Raw genomic sequence first — 15612 nt, forward strand, 5'->3', positions numbered from 1 at the left:
CCAGTTATTAGAGTTGTCAGTTATCAGTAACCTCACGACTCGGTGACTCGGTGACTCGGTGACTCCTGAAAACTGGTGACTGATGACTGTAAAACTGCTCACTGTAAAACTGGTGACTGGTAATGAGTGACTGGTGACTGTAAAGACTGGTGACTGATTTGCTGGGAAACCTTAAAATTGCCTTGCTGAACCGGAGTATTGAGAGTTTCAGCCCTAAAATAAAGCTTCTGAACTGGAAAATTCAACGTCCTTAGTTGTTCTAGATAGAGGAAACAATAAAATTATGGATACGACCATTCAAACCATTCACGGTCGAGAAATTTTAGATTCTCGCGGAAACCCGACGGTTGAAGTTGATGTTACCCTCGCCGATGGCAGCAAAGGTCGGGCTGGTGTACCTTCTGGGGCTTCTACGGGCATTCGAGAAGCGATTGAGTTGCGCGATGGCGATAAAGGTCGTTATGGCGGTAAAGGGGTTCTCAAGGCGGTTGAGAATGTTAATACTACTATCGCCGACGCCCTCAAAGGGATGGATGGATCGGATCAAGCGGCTATTGACAACAAAATGCTTGAACTTGATGGTACCGACAATAAATCCACACTGGGCGCTAATGCCATTTTAGGGGTTTCGATGGCGGTGGCGCGGGCGGCGGCGATCGCGAAAGGACAGCCTCTGTATCAATATTTGGGCGGTGAGGATGCTAATTTGTTACCGGCTCCCTGTTTTAATATTATTAATGGTGGCGCTCACGCCGATAATAGCGTAGACTTTCAAGAGTTTATGATTGTGCCGGTCGGTGCGCCGACTTTCCGCGAATCTTTGCGAATGGGGGCGGAAGTTTATCACGCGCTTAAATCAATTTTGAAGCAAAAAGGCTACAACAGCAATGTTGGCGATGAAGGCGGTTTTGCGCCCAATTTAAAAGCGAATGTTGAAGCGATTGAGGTGATTTTAGCGGGGATTGAAAAAGCCGGATTTAAAGCGGGAGATGAGGTGGCGATCGCTCTCGATCCGGCAACCAGTGAATTGTATCGCGAAGATGGCAGTTATTTGTTCTACAAATCGGATAACAGTAAGAAAAGTTCTACCGAAATGATCGAACTTTGGGAAAGTTGGATTAATCAATTTCCGATTGTTTCGATTGAAGATGGTTTGGGCGAACAGGACTGGTCTGGCTGGCAAGAAATGACCACAAAATTGGGAAGTCGCGTGCAGCTTGTCGGCGATGATGCTTTTGTTACGAACCCGGCGATTATCAAAAAAGCGATTGCTGATGGTGTGGGAAATAGTACCCTGGTGAAAGTGAATCAAATTGGTTCTGTTACCGAAACTTTGCAGGCAATTAAAGATTCTCGTTCGGCGGGTTATACTTATATGATTAGTCACCGTTCGGGAGAAACGCCGGATGATTTTATTGCCGATTTATCGGTGGCTACTTCATCGGGACAGATTAAAACGGGCGCTCCCTGTCGCGGCGAACGTTTGGCAAAATATAACCAATTGCTTCGCATCGAAGAAGAGTTAGGAAGCAAGGCAAAATATGCACAGAGAACCGCTTTTTCTCGTCCGGTAACTGCCTAATTTTTCAGGTTTTTTCTAAGGCTTAAAGTTGTCCGACTACGGGAATTAAGAACCCGGTTTCTATCACCAGAAATCGGGTTTTTGAAATGTATTATTTTATGTATTTCATATCATGTCCGACCAATTAATAATTATTGTGTAGGGGCGGGTTCAGCCCAAATCTTTAACTACTACTGCGAGATTTACATACCCGCCCAACCCCACCAACAAAATTAATCAAACGGATATAATTTGACTGGGAGGGGGCGGGTTTATAAAGGTTATTTGTGAGAAACAGACATTGATTGAGAACCCGCCCCTACAGAATTCTGATTAATTAATCGGAAATTCGATCAGAATCATCTGCGACCAATTAATAATTATCGTGTAGGGGCGGGTTCAGCCCAAATCTTTAACTACTACTGCGAGATTTACATAAACCCGCCCAACCCCACCAACAAAATTAATCAAACGGATATAATTTGACTGGGAGGGGGCGGGTTTATAAAGGTTATTTGTGAGAAACAGACATTGATTGAGAACCCGCCCCTACAGAATTCTGATTAATTAATCGGAAATTCGATCAGAATCATCTGCGACCAATTAATAATTATCGTGTAGGGGCGGGTTCAACCCAAATCTTTAACTACTACTCCGATATTTAGATAAACCCGCCCAACCTCACCAACAGAATTAATCAAACCGATATAATTTGACTGGGAGGGGGCGGGTTTATAAAGGTTATTTGTGAGAAACAGATATTGATTCCGAGGCGCGCCCCTACAAAACGGGTGAGTCCATCTGCGGCGAAACTCAACCCTGCGATACTAGACTAAAACCCCACATATCCCTAGAATCCTGAAACAGTTTGATAAACTAGCCATGTTATACAAAATAGGAGTATTTTAACCATGACCATTCTGCTGGCAGGAGACATTGGCGGCACCAAAACCATTCTACGCCTCGTTAAAGCAGAACCCAGCGACTCTCTCAAAACCCTTCCTTTACTCACAACCCTATACGAAGACAGCTACTCCTCCCAAGCCTATTCTGACCTCATTCCTATCGTTATCGAGTTTTTAAAAAGTGCCGAAACCAGTTTGGGCCAAAAATACAGCCCCGAAAAAGCTTGTTTTGGCATAGCCGGCCCTGTTGTCAATAATACCTGCGAACTCACTAATTTAAGCTGGTTTCTCGATGCCAAAACCCTCGAACAAGAATTAAATCTCTCCAAAGTTCAACTGATTAATGATTTTGCGGCGATTGGTTTTGGGGTTGTGGGTTTAACTGAAGAAGACTTACGCACTTTGCAACCCGGAGAACCCTCACCAACCGCACCCATCGCCGTTATTGGCGCCGGTACCGGACTCGGAGAAGGGTTTGTTATTCCTACTGTTGGCGGTTATTCTGTGTTTTCAACCGAAGGCGGACACGTTGATTTTGCTCCCCGTTCTGAATTAGAATTTCAACTGTTAAGCTACGTGCGAGAACTCCACAGCCTCGAACGAGTTTCGGTTGAACGGATTGTTTCTGGGATGGGAATTGCGGCGATTTATCAGTTTATGCGCGATCGCAATCCTTCTTTAGAAACTCCAGAAATGGCGGAAGTTTTTCAACAGTGGAAACAAGAAATTGGTCAAGCTGAAAAAACGATAGATCTCGGGGCGGAAGTTTCTAAAGGCGCCGTATCTCGAAATGATTATTTGTGCGAACAAACGATGCAAATTTTTGTTGATGCTTACGGAACCGAAGCCGGAAATATGGCGTTAAAATTGTTACCCTATGGCGGTCTTTATATCGCCGGTGGAATTGCGGCTAAAAACCTGACGCTAATGGAAAAAGGCATTTTTATGAAAGCTTTTACTTCTAAAGGTCGGATTAGTCCGTTAATGAAAAAAGTCCCGGTTTATATTGTTCTTAATCCTAAAGTGGGTTTGATTGGGGCGGCGTTGTGTGCGGCTCAACTCTCCTAATTTTTAACCTCAAAAACGCTTTAAATAAGGCGGCTAATTATTCATTCTGCAAACCTGTAGGGGCGGGTTCAGAATAAATTTATGTTTTTCACAAATAACCTTTATAAACCCGCCCCTTCCCAGTCATTTTATATCCGGTTGATGAATTCTGTTGGTGGGGTCGGGCGGGTTTATCTCAATCTCGGAGGAGTAGCAAAGATATTGCAGAACCCGCCCCTACATCACAATCATTTATGAGTCGGACATCATCTAATTTCTCAGATAAATCAATTTTGTTTGGTTCTTTATTCGGGAAACTAAAGGTTTAGAACTCGAAGAAATGTAAAAAATATAAAATTAAGGGTTGAGGGGGAACAGAATCGGAGATAGACTGTGAAAAACTTAATCCAAGTTGGAGTAAGTAATTCTACGCGATCGCTGACAACAATTCCATCGGTTAAACATCTATCTAGAGAAATAAACTTAAAACCAAAAAGCTGTATACACTTGTTAAAAGTTACGGGGATTTCCGAGCTTAGGATCAATTGATACTGCAATCAGGATCTATTTATGCTAAGAAACAAAGTTAAACGTCTTAAATCTCAGAACCTAACGTTTTCTTAACTATCTCTGTCAAGGGTTAATAGTATCATCAGATTGTGCTTTGAAAAATCGACTTCACAGGAGCGAAATATGGCGAAAACGTTGTTAGAGCAGTTACGTGAAGTGACCGTTGTTGTTGCAGATACAGGAGACATCAAAGCGATAGAACTGTTTAAGCCGCGAGATGCGACCACAAACCCGTCTTTAATTACGGCTGCGGCTCAAATGAGCGAATATCAAGAAATTGTCGATGATACGCTCAAAAAGGCACGTCAAGAACTCGGTCAAGAGGCAGAACCATTTGATGTGGCAACTTTGGCGTTTAAACGGCTGGCGGTCGCCTTCGGACTGAAGATTTTAGAAATTATTCCGGGGCGAGTTTCAACCGAAGTTGATGCCCGCTTATCCTACGATACAGATGCGACCATTGCTCAAGGTCGTGAACTGATTTCCCAATACGAAGCGGCGGGAATTTCTCGCGATCGCATTTTAATTAAAATCGCTTCAACTTGGGAAGGAATTAGAGCCGCAGAAGTCCTCGAAAAAGAGGGAATTCACTGCAATTTAACCCTCTTATTTGGTCTTCATCAGGCGATCGCTTGTGCAGAAGCGGGAGTAACGCTCATTTCTCCTTTTGTCGGTCGGATTTTAGACTGGTACAAAAAAGAAACCGGACGAGAATCCTATCCGCCCGAAGAAGACCCCGGTGTCGTTTCCGTGACGACCATTTATAACTACTACAAAAAGTTCGGTTATGAAACCGAAGTCATGGGTGCCAGTTTCCGAAATCTTGGCGAAATTACCGAGTTAGCCGGCTGCGATTTGCTGACGATTTCTCCGAAACTTTTAGAGGAGTTGAGTTCAAAAAGTGCCGAGCTTCCCCGCAAACTCGATCCGGAAGCAGTCGAGGAAATGGAGATCGAAAAAATCTCCATCGACAAAGAAACTTTTGACCGGATGCACAGCGAAGATCGGATGGCGGCCGAAAAGTTAGAAGAAGGGATTAAAGGCTTTTCTAAAGCGTTAGAAGCGTTAGAACAACTGTTAGCTGAAAGACTGACCCGGATTGAAAATGAAAGCCCCGTTTCTCATGCGGCGGCCGAACTTTTCCGCGTCTACGATCTCGATGGCGATGGTTTTATTACTCGGGAAGAATGGTCGGGAACCGATGCCGTTTTTGATGCCCTCGATGAAAACAAAGACGGTCAAATTACCCCGGAAGAAATGGCGGCCGGTTTGGGAGCGGCTTTTCGGTTAGCCTCTTAAATTGGGTTGGATCACAGTCACAATTCTTGCAATTTCTTGACTCAAGAAATGACCATTTGATTGTGAGATGAGATTCTCTTTCCAAGACGCTACGCGATCGGTTATTGGTGAACAGGAAATAGATAAAGAGTTAGCACCTTTTAAAATCAAATTCCTGAAAGCAGCCGATCGCTTTGTTTTTGTGCAGATAATTCTTGAGAATTTTATATCAATTAAATTGACCCCAGAAAACGGAAAAAATTAACGATGAATGACAATCTAACTAACGGAAACCAAATTCAAATTGAAGATGATCGCACGGGAATTGATGTTCAAACCCTAAAACGAGCCTTTTCAGATAATCTTTTTTATGCCTTGGGGAAATTTCCGGAAATTGCCACCAAAAATGATTTTTATATGGCGTTAGCTTATACGGTACGCGATCGCCTGTTGCGACGGTGGTTAAACTCCCAAGAAACCTATCTCAAACAGGATGTTAAAATCGTCTGTTATTTCTCAGCAGAATATCTGATCGGCCCCCAGTTAGGCAAGAATTTAATCAATTTAGCAATAGTCGAACAAGTTCGTCAAGCTGTAGAAGAATGTGGATTAAACTTAGATGATTTAATCGAACAAGAAGAAGAACCAGGTCTGGGAAATGGCGGTTTGGGAAGGCTAGCCGCCTGTTATATGGATTCAATGGCAACCCTAAATATTCCGGCAATTGGTTACGGAATTCGCTATGAATTTGGCATTTTCGATCAGGAAATTTGCGAAGGTTGGCAAGTTGAAATCACCGATAAATGGTTGCGTTATGGTAATCCTTGGGAAATTCCCCGCACAGAAGCCACTGTCGAGGTTGGGTTGGGCGGTTATACCGAATCTTTTTATGATGAAAACAACCGTTATCGAGTGCGTTGGCTTCCCGATCGTACCGTTAAAGGTGTTCCTTATGATACCCCGATTTTAGGCTATAAAACCAACACCGCCAACACCCTGAGATTGTGGAAAGCGGAAGCCCCAGAATCTTTTAATTTTCAAGCCTTTAATGTCGGGGATTACTACGGCGCCGTTAACGAAAAAACCTACTCCGAAAATATTACCAAAGTTCTCTATCCCAACGATGAACCGATCCAAGGAAAACAACTGCGTTTAGAACAACAATTCTTTTTTGTTTCCTGTTCGTTGCAGGATATGATTCGCCTGCATTTAGCAACTCAAGAAAATCTCGATAATTTCGGCGAACTCTTTGCCGCCCAACTCAATGATACTCATCCTTCTATTGGGGTTGCGGAATTAATGCGGTTATTGATGGATGTGCATGATTATGAGTGGGAACAAGCCTGGGAAATTACTCAAAAAACCTTTGCCTACACCAACCATACTTTATTACCCGAAGCCCTAGAAAAATGGTCTTTGGGTTTATTTGGTTCTTTACTTCCCCGCCATCTAGAAATTATCTACGAAATTAATCGTCGTTTCCTCCATGAAATTCGCACTCATTATCCCAACGATGTCAGTAAACTCTCCAACTTTTCTTTAATTGATGAAACCGGGGAAAAATACGTTCGGATGGCTCATTTAGCCTGCGTGGGTTCTCATGCCATTAATGGAGTTGCCGATCTCCATACTCAGTTGTTGAAACAGGATGTATTGCGGGGTTTTTATGAACTTTTTCCCGAAAAATTTACCAACAAAACTAACGGCGTTACCCCCCGTCGTTGGATTGTGTTATCCAACCCGGAATTAACCGAGTTAATCACTTCAAAAATAGGAGACAATTGGATTACCCATTTAGAAGAATTACAACAATTAGAACCTTTTGCGGACGATCCCAATTTTAGAAATGCTTGGCGACAAATGAAGCAACAGGTTAAAACTCGGTTGGCCCGTCGAATTGAAAAACGCTGTGGGATAACGGTTGATCCCAACTATTCTCTGTTTGATATTCACGTTAAACGCATTCACGAATACAAACGCCAACATTTGAATGTTCTGCATATTATCACCCTCTACAACCGAATTAAGAAAAATCCCAACATCGATATTGTTCCCCGCACGTTTATTTTTGGCGGAAAAGCGGCGCCGAGTTACTTTATGGCAAAATTAATCATTAAACTGATTAATTCGGTTGGAGAAGTTGTTAATAATGACCCCGATGTGCGGGGACGTTTAAAAGTCGTTTTTATCCCCGACTACAACGTGACCAACTCTCAACCGGTTTATCCGGCGGCTGATTTATCCGAACAAATTTCGACCGCAGGAAAAGAGGCTTCGGGGACCGGAAATATGAAGTTTTCTCTTAACGGAGCCTTAACCATTGGAACGTTAGATGGGGCGAATGTGGAAATTCGTCAACAGGTTGGGGAAGAAAACTTTTTCCTGTTTGGTTTGAAAGCCGAAGAAGTTTCTCAAATGAAGTCTCAAGGCTATAATCCTTGGGAGTTTTACAGTTCTAATGAGGCGTTGCGAGAGGTTATTGATCAAATTTCATCCGGTTTATTTTCTCCCGAAGAGTCCAACCTGTTCAAACCTCTGGTAGACTCACTGTTATACCACGATGAATATATGTTGTTGGCCGATTATCAGTCTTATATTGACTGTCAAGATCGGGTCAGCGAAGCCTTTCGGGATTGGGACAATTGGACCCGGATGTCTATTCTTAATACCGCTCGCATGGGTATTTTTTCCAGCGATCGCGCTATACGAGAATATTGTCAAGATATTTGGAATGTCCAAGCGGTTCCGGTGAAACTTGAAGACTATGTTCAAGCCAAAGGCTGTTTTAAAGTCGATCCCAATCGATTGCTCACAACCAGTTTTTAAGTCGGGGTTAAGTTAAGTTTAAAAGGCAGATTTAAGGTCGTTTATTAAGACTTTTTACTGTCTTTTTTCCCGAAAAATATCAAAGACAAAAGCTCACAAATTTAAGGACTCTCAACCTATGCTAGAACCCTTACAAACGGTGATGATTTTTAAAAAGAACTGTGAACCTCACACCGTTTCAGCCGGAGAAGTCATCTTCAAACAAGGTGAACCCGGTCATCTGATGTACGGTATTATTGAAGGGGAAGTACAGTTTATGATTGACGGAAAAGAAGCAGAAACTCTGAAAGCTGGCGATGTTTTTGGAGAGGGAGCGCTCGTTAATCCTGAACACGCCCGACGTTCAACTGCTACGGCAAAAACCGATTGTGTTTTGGCGATTTTAGATAAAGAACGGTTTATGTTTGCCGTCCAACAAACGCCGATGTTTGCATTAGAAGTAATGAGAAGTTATTCCAATCGAATCAATGCTTTAAGACATTTAATTTGATGAACAACCCGGTTCTAATCTAGCAAACCGTTTAGAAATTGTGAACGGCATCAGGCGGGAGGTCGGTACTGGGGCTGATTGGCTCCGCAAATTTCACGAATCAGATAGATTGCTATATAGCCATGTAGGTTGGGTTTCCTTCTTCGGCATAACCCAACCTGCACGGAAAAATGTAAATCTTGTGAGAGTTGTAAATCTTGTGATATTATGCTTTTCCATAGCTGAAGTGTGCAGGTAGCGCTGAGAATATTTGCACTCTAACCAGTTACTCATTTTCAATACTTAATTGTTTTCACTAAGCAATCGCTTTTCTAGTCGCTGCTTTAGTTTTGCTGAAAACAATTATTTTTCAGTTAGAGGTTACAATAAGATGAAACGTCTGATTATTTGCTGCGATGGAACTTGGCAAAGTTTAGAAAGTCCCTATCCCACGAATGTTGTTAAAATTGCTTTGGCGGTTAAACCTATTGCCAGTGATGATATTAACCAAGTTGTTTACTATGACGAGGGTATTGGTACGGGAGGCAATATTCTCACCAAAGAAGATTTAATTAATTTTGATATTCCGTTAACAAACCTCAATATTGGTTTGGGACCGGGGAAACTGGAAAAGCTGATTGAAAAAAGTTCCGGGGGTGCATTCGGTAAAGGAATCGATAAAAACATCCAAGATGCTTATCGTTTTCTGTGTATTAACTATTCTCCAGGGGACGAAATCTATCTCTTTGGGTTCAGTCGGGGTGCTTATACGGTTCGTAGCCTTTCGGGAATGCTTTATAGTGTCGGCTTGTTAAAACATCAACAGTTTCGGAGAATCCCAGAAGCCTATGAACTTTATCGCTCCCGAGACGAAGAAAAGCAAGCCAATTTTCGGGAAAAATACTGCTACAGTTCCGATAAATATGGATCTCGGATTCCGGTGACTCTCCTGGGCTGTTGGGACACGGTTGGCTCTTTGGGTATTCCCGATACTATTCCCTTCCTGCCTGGGGAAAAATTAATCAACCAAGACAGATACAAGTTCCACTCTACAGCATTGAGTGAGAATATTGAAAATGCACTGCACGCCGTCGCTATTGATGAGGATCGGGACACTTTTCAGGTGACTCCGATGGTTCTCAACCCACAAGCCCCCGATCAGAAATTATTTCAGGTTTGGTTTCCCGGCGATCACGGCTGCGTCGGAGGGGGAACAAGAGAACATAGCGGTTTGTCGGATGGGGCGTTAGTTTGGATGATGGACTCGGTTGGTAAGCTAGGACTCAAGCTTGAGTTTGACCCCGATCTGATTCCGCCAGAATATCGCATCCATCCCAAGTGCGATATTAACTACAAAGCAAAAGAAACCAGCTTGTTTGGTGCTGTCACGGATAAACTGACAAGTACAATCACGAGGTTGCCGGGAACAAGACTCCGTGAGGTTTCTCAACAGTTTGAGGATCTCCATGAGAGTGTCAAGGAACGCTGGGTGATGCTCCGAGACTATCGACCTAAAAATTTAGAACAGTTTATAGATCGACTCAATTCCTAAAACCACAGGTAAATTCAGACGGTTGGGCTAGACTTTCTAGATGGGTTCTGGTACGATTCTGACAATTGAGACATTTAATTTAATCGTTTTTCTCGGGAAGTGGGGTCGCAGGTTTTTGTCCGATAAAGAATAGTTGTTTTGTTAATCAAAAATTATTCTCATCTTCGCCCGCACCCGACTTCCCCATCCCCACATCGAATCCTCTCTCAACCCAATCAAAAAATTTGATTTCTTCGCGGCTCAAATGTTAAGTTTTGTAACAAAGTGCAGAACATCGGAAAATTTTCCATGAGTTAGCAGTGAAGATTACCATCCGAGGGGTGTTCTACCACAATGGTTGTTGCTCTATTTTCACCAGACACCCTCAATTCTGCCAGTGTCATCAAATTCATGGACGAGCGACTCGAACAGTTAATTAGGCAAGTTCAAGACTGCGGATCGACGGTTGACAGATCTCATCTGTTAGATCTGCTGGTTGATGAAATCTTGCGATCGCGAAGTTGGTGTCGTCCGAGTCGAGGTCAACCGCTATCGGGAATTTATCTAGAAATTTACCAAGCGGTACACAAGCAATTGGCGAGTGAGGTAGACAGACAAATCAATAGTTATAATCCGGAAAAATTACCCGTGAGGGAATGGATTAATGGGTTGCGTTCTCGAGCGCTGCGCTTGATCTTAACTCACGATCGCTTACAAATTATAGCATTAGAAGCGCAGAAAAATCAACCGGATAGCGAATCTCGTCAATATGCCTTAAGAGAATTAGTCGAAGCCATTCGATGTTCGGGAAAATTGTGTCATCCGCATCGGGGGAAATTCTCACCGGATTTTTACAAACTGTTGTATGAAGAAGCGGTGAATCAAACCCTAGTTTATGTGTGCCAAAAAATAGACACCTATGACCCATTCCGGGGCGGAAAATTTATGACATGGGTAAACTTTAGACTCGATAAATTAGTCATAGAATGTTATCGACAATTTAGTTCACCCCAAACTCAATCTTTCGCCTGCGTCGATGATCTCGAACGGGTGTTAGAAAAACAACAACCCTTAACTCCAACTCGGGGTTTATCGATAGAATTGCGAGAAATCTTAGAAGAAGACCCGAATAATTTCTTCAAAAAAGAACATATTCGCGCCCGTCCCGATGCTAATTTTCGCGCCATTGCTTTGGCGGTTCTTTCTGGCAAAAGTTGGAAAGAAATCTCGGTACAATTTGACTTACCTATCGGAACTTTAAGTAGCTTTTTTGGGCGAACCTGTCGCAAACTGGCTCCCACATTTAAAGAGTATCTTTCAGCCGAAACCGCCTAGAAAGAAGATAGAAGTCAATTGAATCCTCCGGTTGTCAAAGCAATCAATTTCTGTCAAACCGCCCTGAGAAAGCTTACTGAATTGGTTCTTCTTTTTTAAGTATCTGTTTCGCTTGTCACCAGCTATAAAAACTGAACTGATCGCCAGAAAATACCATGAATTATCAGACTTTGACTCCGTTAACTTTTAAAGTCTCGCTTTCATTATTGGCTCATTCTCAAGCTCAAAATTTTTCGAGTTATCACGGTCAAACTGCAAAATCTAAACAGGTTTATCTGAATACATTGGCGGTATATGCCGTTAAATTTTATCTAGAATGTTTGGGTTTTGAACTTGATTTAGAAGAAACTTTGTCCGAAGATCCCCTGATGCAAGCCTTGATGGATGTTGCGGATCTAGACGTTAAAAATTATGGAAAATTAGAATGTCGCCCGATTTTGGAAAATGACCCAGTTTGTGAAATTCCGCCCGAAGTTCAGTGCGAACGAATTGCCTATGTTTTTGTGCGGTTAAATTCGGGTTTAAGCGAAGCGGAAATTATCGGATTTGTCAAAGAATTAAACAGCGAAACTCTAGAAGTTAATCAACTTCAATCTTTAGAAGAATTTACAGACTATCTCCAGACAATTCGGCAATCAAAACCCGTAAAATCTGCGGTTAATTTGAGCGAATGGTTGCACAACAAACTTCAAAATACAATCCTAGACGGATGGCAAAGTGTAGAAGCATTACTGGGGTTAGATCGAGCCTTAGCTTTGGGTTATCGTGGGGCAAACTTAAGGAATAAATCAACCGTTGATAGTCCGACTTCATCCTCTCCTCAAGACAGTATTAGAGGTGCAAAATTAATTGATTTGGGAGAAGGAACCGGAGAACCTACAGTTATTTTACTGGTCGCGGTTACTCCAGAAACCGACGCAGAAATGGGGATTAGAGTTCAAATTCATCCGGCTTGTGGGATGAACTATTTGCCGGAAAATATCAAACTCAGTTTATTATCTGAAACCGGGGAAATCTTGCGAGAAATTCCCTCGCGGCGTTTGGATAACTTTATTCAACTGCCCTATTTTCGAGGTTTGGCGGGCGAACAGTTTACCGTAAAAGCTGCCTACAAAAATAATCAAATCACCGAAGATTTTATCATCTAAATTGAGTCCAATAAAAATAAAATTGATTGGGGTTTTCTATTCTATCGGTTGTCAGTGATGAGCAAATTAATTATTTTAAGTTTAGCACAGGGAAGCTTAAAACATGGTTTTCCCGTCGTTACAGCCCAGTTATGGACTGAGGAAAGTTTTGAGAAAATAAACGCACCTTTTTATCGGCGTTATCAACCGTTCAAAACTAACCGATTTTCTCCCTCAACGACAACCCCAAATTCAATGAAATTTTTGGGGAGTTTACCTCCCGCCCCCGACCTAGAACAGCTTTATAAACAATGGCAATTATTATATAACGCCCTCTCTCAACGTTTGGGTTGGTCGGTGCGAATTAAAATTGATAGCGAAGAAATTCTTCAAGTTTCAGAAATCGATTTTCATCGCACTTGTATTGAGTTACAAATTCAGATGAATACTTGGTTAAACTCCCAACCTTTTCGACGCATTGACCAACAACTGAGGCGATATCTTAGCCCCAACGATGAAATTCGGATTATTCTCGAAACCGATAACGATCAGTTGCGAAGACTTCCCTGGCATTTGTGGGATTTTTTTGAAGATTATCCCCATGCAGAAATGGCACTCAGTACCGTTGAATCTGTGGGAATTTATTCCCAAACTCAACCGGGAAAAGTGAGAATTTTAGCCGTTTTAGGGAACAGTGTTGGGGTGGATATCGAAGCCGACCGCCAACTTTTAGAAGCCTTACCCGACGGGGAAATTGTATTTCTTAAAGAACCCCGAAGACGAGAATTAGACGAACATCTTTGGGATAAACAAGGTTGGGATATTTTGTTTTTTGCCGGACACAGCCACACCGACGGAGAGACGGGTTTACTGCATATTAATCAAACCGATACCATTACCGTTTCTCAACTGAAAAACGCCCTGCGAACCAGTATCGCTAGGGGTTTACAATTGGCGATTTTTAACTCTTGTGATGGGTTGGGACTGGCGCGACAGTTGGAAGACTTAAATATGGGGCAAATTATTGTCATGCGCGAACCCGTTTCTGATGCGGTGGCGCAAGCTTTTTTAAGGTATTTTTTAGCAACTTTTGCCCGTCGGGGATGGCATCAAATTCCCCTTCATCAAGCCGTCAAAGAAGCCAGAGAAAAGCTACAACCCCTCGAAGATGAATTTCCCTGTGCGAGTTGGATGCCTGTATTATGTCAAAATCCGGCGACCGAACCCTTAACTTGGCAAAAATTGCGGGGAAGTGACCCCAAACGGCTTCGAGTCGCGCAGGGGGCGAGTGTAGCAACAACGCTGTTAATTATAGCATTGCGATCGCTAGGATGGTTGCAAACTTGGGAATGGCAAACGTTCGATCAATTGATGCGTTTGCGACCCGATGAAACCGTCGATCAACGATTATTAATTGTTGCAGCAACGCCGCAAGATATTAATCAATATGGTTATCCCCTTCCCGAACAAATTTGGGAAAATGTAATTCAAAAATTAAACGTTAGTCAACCCCGTGTTATGGGTTTGGGTTTTTTTAAAAGTCGGGCGGAAGATGAATTTATTAATCAATTGAAAAATTACAAAAATTTGGTCGCTCTCTGTCAGTATCCCGAACCTCAAAACCCGAATAAACCGGGAATTAAACCGCCCCCAGATGTTCCAATTTCTCGTTTGGGGTTTAGCGATGTGGTATTGGATCAAGATCATGTTTTGCGGCGTTATTTGATGTTAATGAAGCCTTATCAGGAGCATGATTGTCATCCAGAAACTGCTTTTAGTTTAAGACTGGCGTTGAATTATTTGGCGGTTGAGGGAATGCAATTTGAAGATCATATTGATTGGATAAAAATCGGTGAAAGGCTATTTTATAACTTATCTTTGCAACCCGGAAGTTATCATCATCAACGAAAGAATTTAGCAGGTTTTCAAACGATACTCAATTATCGGTCTAAAGTGTCGGAAGTGGTGACAGTTTCTCAAGTTTTACAAGGTCAAGTCAGTTCCGAGTTAATTCAAGATAGGATAATTTTAATTGGGATGATGGATGAAACAACAGCTTCTTCAACTTATTATTCTACGCCCTACAGCGCCGGAGAACAACCTTATCGGGAAATGGCTGCTGTTGAAATACACGCTCAAATGGTCAGTCATATTATCAGTACGGTACTCGATAATCGACCTCAAATTCAATTTTGGTCGGGTTGGGGTGAGAATTTATGGCTGTGGAGTGCGTCTGTTTTGGGGGGGTTAATGGGGTGGAAATTTCGTCGAGTTTGGGTCTGGGGAATTGCAACAAGCGGGGCAATTTTTGGTGTCTCTGTGGCTTGTTACAGTCTTTTATTGATTGGGTTTTGGGTGCCGAATCTCTCAGCAGGTTTAGCCGTTTTAATGAGTGGCGGAGTGGTGATGATGTTAACGACAAATCCTGATTAAAATCTATCATAAACCGGGTTGATCTTATCGGGTTTCTGAAACCGGATTTGTTTCAGACATCTGGTTTATAGGGTAGTTTCGGGATCGACGATCGCGAAGTTGTAGTTATGATTTAGTTGGGTTTAAGCAAAATGTTGACGTTTTTTTAGCGAAAAAGTTCCGGATTGTTTTGGGGAGAGTTTGAAGGTTAATTTAAGAACGAGAAAAAGTACAATAAGGGGGAGTTTTCAATGTCAGGTCAATCTAATTTAAACTGGAAAGTCAAACAAATATTATCAGAAATAGAAGACTTTGGTTTTCTAAAAAAAGATAATTCTTCGTTAACTTCTGCAAGTCATAAAGCCAACCTTTTCTCATCAAAATTTGCCGCTCAACTCATGAGTTATCGTTCGCCTGGTAGACGCGGAAATCCTCCAAATCGCGATCCTGGCGCACCTCACGCTTAATATGATTTCCATTATAAACCGGGTTTATTAAGTTATCTCTCGGGGTCAGAAACCGGGTTTCTGAAGCTATCTCTCGGTTGAGAA

Annotated in this window: 10 protein-coding genes; all 10 read left to right on the top strand. The window is 42.4% G+C overall.

Features of this window, described 5'->3' with window-relative positions; all coding sequences use genetic code 11:
- The first annotated feature begins 283 nt into the window (after positions 1–283).
- The 10 genes from eno (at position 284) to ACL6C3_RS03400 (ending at position 15528) form a co-directional block, all read left to right on the top strand.
- Entirely contained in the window at positions 284–1582 is a 1299-nt protein-coding gene (gene eno, locus ACL6C3_RS03355) for a phosphopyruvate hydratase (RefSeq protein ID WP_413165332.1), read from the top strand.
- Between the two features lie 890 nt (positions 1583–2472).
- Entirely contained in the window at positions 2473–3534 is a 1062-nt protein-coding gene (locus ACL6C3_RS03360) for a glucokinase (protein ID WP_413165334.1), read from the top strand.
- A gap of 672 nt (positions 3535–4206) precedes the next feature.
- On the top strand, positions 4207–5382 hold the full coding sequence (locus ACL6C3_RS03365) for a transaldolase (RefSeq protein WP_413165336.1): 1176 nt from the start codon (positions 4207–4209) through the stop codon (positions 5380–5382).
- 246 nt (positions 5383–5628) lie between these two features.
- A complete protein-coding gene (locus ACL6C3_RS03370) occupies positions 5629–8187 on the top strand; it encodes a glycogen/starch/alpha-glucan phosphorylase (protein WP_413165338.1) in 2559 nt (852 codons plus the stop codon).
- Between the two features lie 118 nt (positions 8188–8305).
- Positions 8306–8677, top strand: a complete 372-nt coding sequence (locus tag ACL6C3_RS03375) for a Crp/Fnr family transcriptional regulator (RefSeq protein WP_413165340.1) — start codon at positions 8306–8308, stop codon at positions 8675–8677.
- Positions 8678–9047: 370 nt separating this feature from the next.
- Positions 9048–10208 (top strand): DUF2235 domain-containing protein, encoded by a 1161-nt coding sequence (locus ACL6C3_RS03380; RefSeq protein ID WP_413165342.1) that lies wholly within the window; start codon positions 9048–9050, stop codon positions 10206–10208.
- A gap of 333 nt (positions 10209–10541) precedes the next feature.
- Positions 10542–11522, top strand: coding sequence for a hypothetical protein (locus tag ACL6C3_RS03385; protein WP_413165344.1), 981 nt, complete (start codon positions 10542–10544; stop codon positions 11520–11522).
- Positions 11523–11677: 155 nt separating this feature from the next.
- Positions 11678–12670 (top strand): DUF1822 family protein, encoded by a 993-nt coding sequence (locus ACL6C3_RS03390; protein WP_413165346.1) that lies wholly within the window; start codon positions 11678–11680, stop codon positions 12668–12670.
- A gap of 57 nt (positions 12671–12727) precedes the next feature.
- Positions 12728–15082, top strand: coding sequence for a CHASE2 domain-containing protein (locus ACL6C3_RS03395; RefSeq protein ID WP_413165348.1), 2355 nt, complete (start codon positions 12728–12730; stop codon positions 15080–15082).
- A 230-nt stretch (positions 15083–15312) separates the two neighbouring features.
- Positions 15313–15528 carry a hypothetical protein gene (locus ACL6C3_RS03400; protein ID WP_413165350.1) on the top strand — a complete coding sequence of 72 codons (216 nt, stop codon included), beginning with the start codon at positions 15313–15315 and terminating at the stop codon, positions 15526–15528.
- Positions 15529–15612: the final 84 nt, after the last annotated feature.

The sequence above is a fragment of the Capilliphycus salinus ALCB114379 genome (assembly GCF_047276495.1).
In the GTDB taxonomy this organism is placed as follows: Bacteria; Cyanobacteriota; Cyanobacteriia; order Cyanobacteriales; family Microcoleaceae; genus Capilliphycus; species Capilliphycus salinus.

What these genes read in the sequence shown, in the direction of transcription:
- ACL6C3_RS03360 (WP_413165334.1), top strand. Translation starts at nt 2,473, where the DNA reads ATGACCATTCTGCTGGCAGGAGACATTGGCGGCACCAAAACCATTCTA.
- ACL6C3_RS03375 (WP_413165340.1), top strand. Translation starts at nt 8,306, where the DNA reads ATGCTAGAACCCTTACAAACGGTGATGATTTTTAAAAAGAACTGTGAA.
- ACL6C3_RS03370 (WP_413165338.1), top strand. Translation starts at nt 5,629, where the DNA reads ATGAATGACAATCTAACTAACGGAAACCAAATTCAAATTGAAGATGAT.
- ACL6C3_RS03385 (WP_413165344.1), top strand. Translation starts at nt 10,542, where the DNA reads ATGGTTGTTGCTCTATTTTCACCAGACACCCTCAATTCTGCCAGTGTC.
- ACL6C3_RS03365 (WP_413165336.1), top strand. Translation starts at nt 4,207, where the DNA reads ATGGCGAAAACGTTGTTAGAGCAGTTACGTGAAGTGACCGTTGTTGTT.
- ACL6C3_RS03380 (WP_413165342.1), top strand. Translation starts at nt 9,048, where the DNA reads ATGAAACGTCTGATTATTTGCTGCGATGGAACTTGGCAAAGTTTAGAA.
- eno (WP_413165332.1), top strand. Translation starts at nt 284, where the DNA reads ATGGATACGACCATTCAAACCATTCACGGTCGAGAAATTTTAGATTCT.
- ACL6C3_RS03395 (WP_413165348.1), top strand. Translation starts at nt 12,728, where the DNA reads ATGAGCAAATTAATTATTTTAAGTTTAGCACAGGGAAGCTTAAAACAT.
- ACL6C3_RS03400 (WP_413165350.1), top strand. Translation starts at nt 15,313, where the DNA reads ATGTCAGGTCAATCTAATTTAAACTGGAAAGTCAAACAAATATTATCA.
- ACL6C3_RS03390 (WP_413165346.1), top strand. Translation starts at nt 11,678, where the DNA reads ATGAATTATCAGACTTTGACTCCGTTAACTTTTAAAGTCTCGCTTTCA.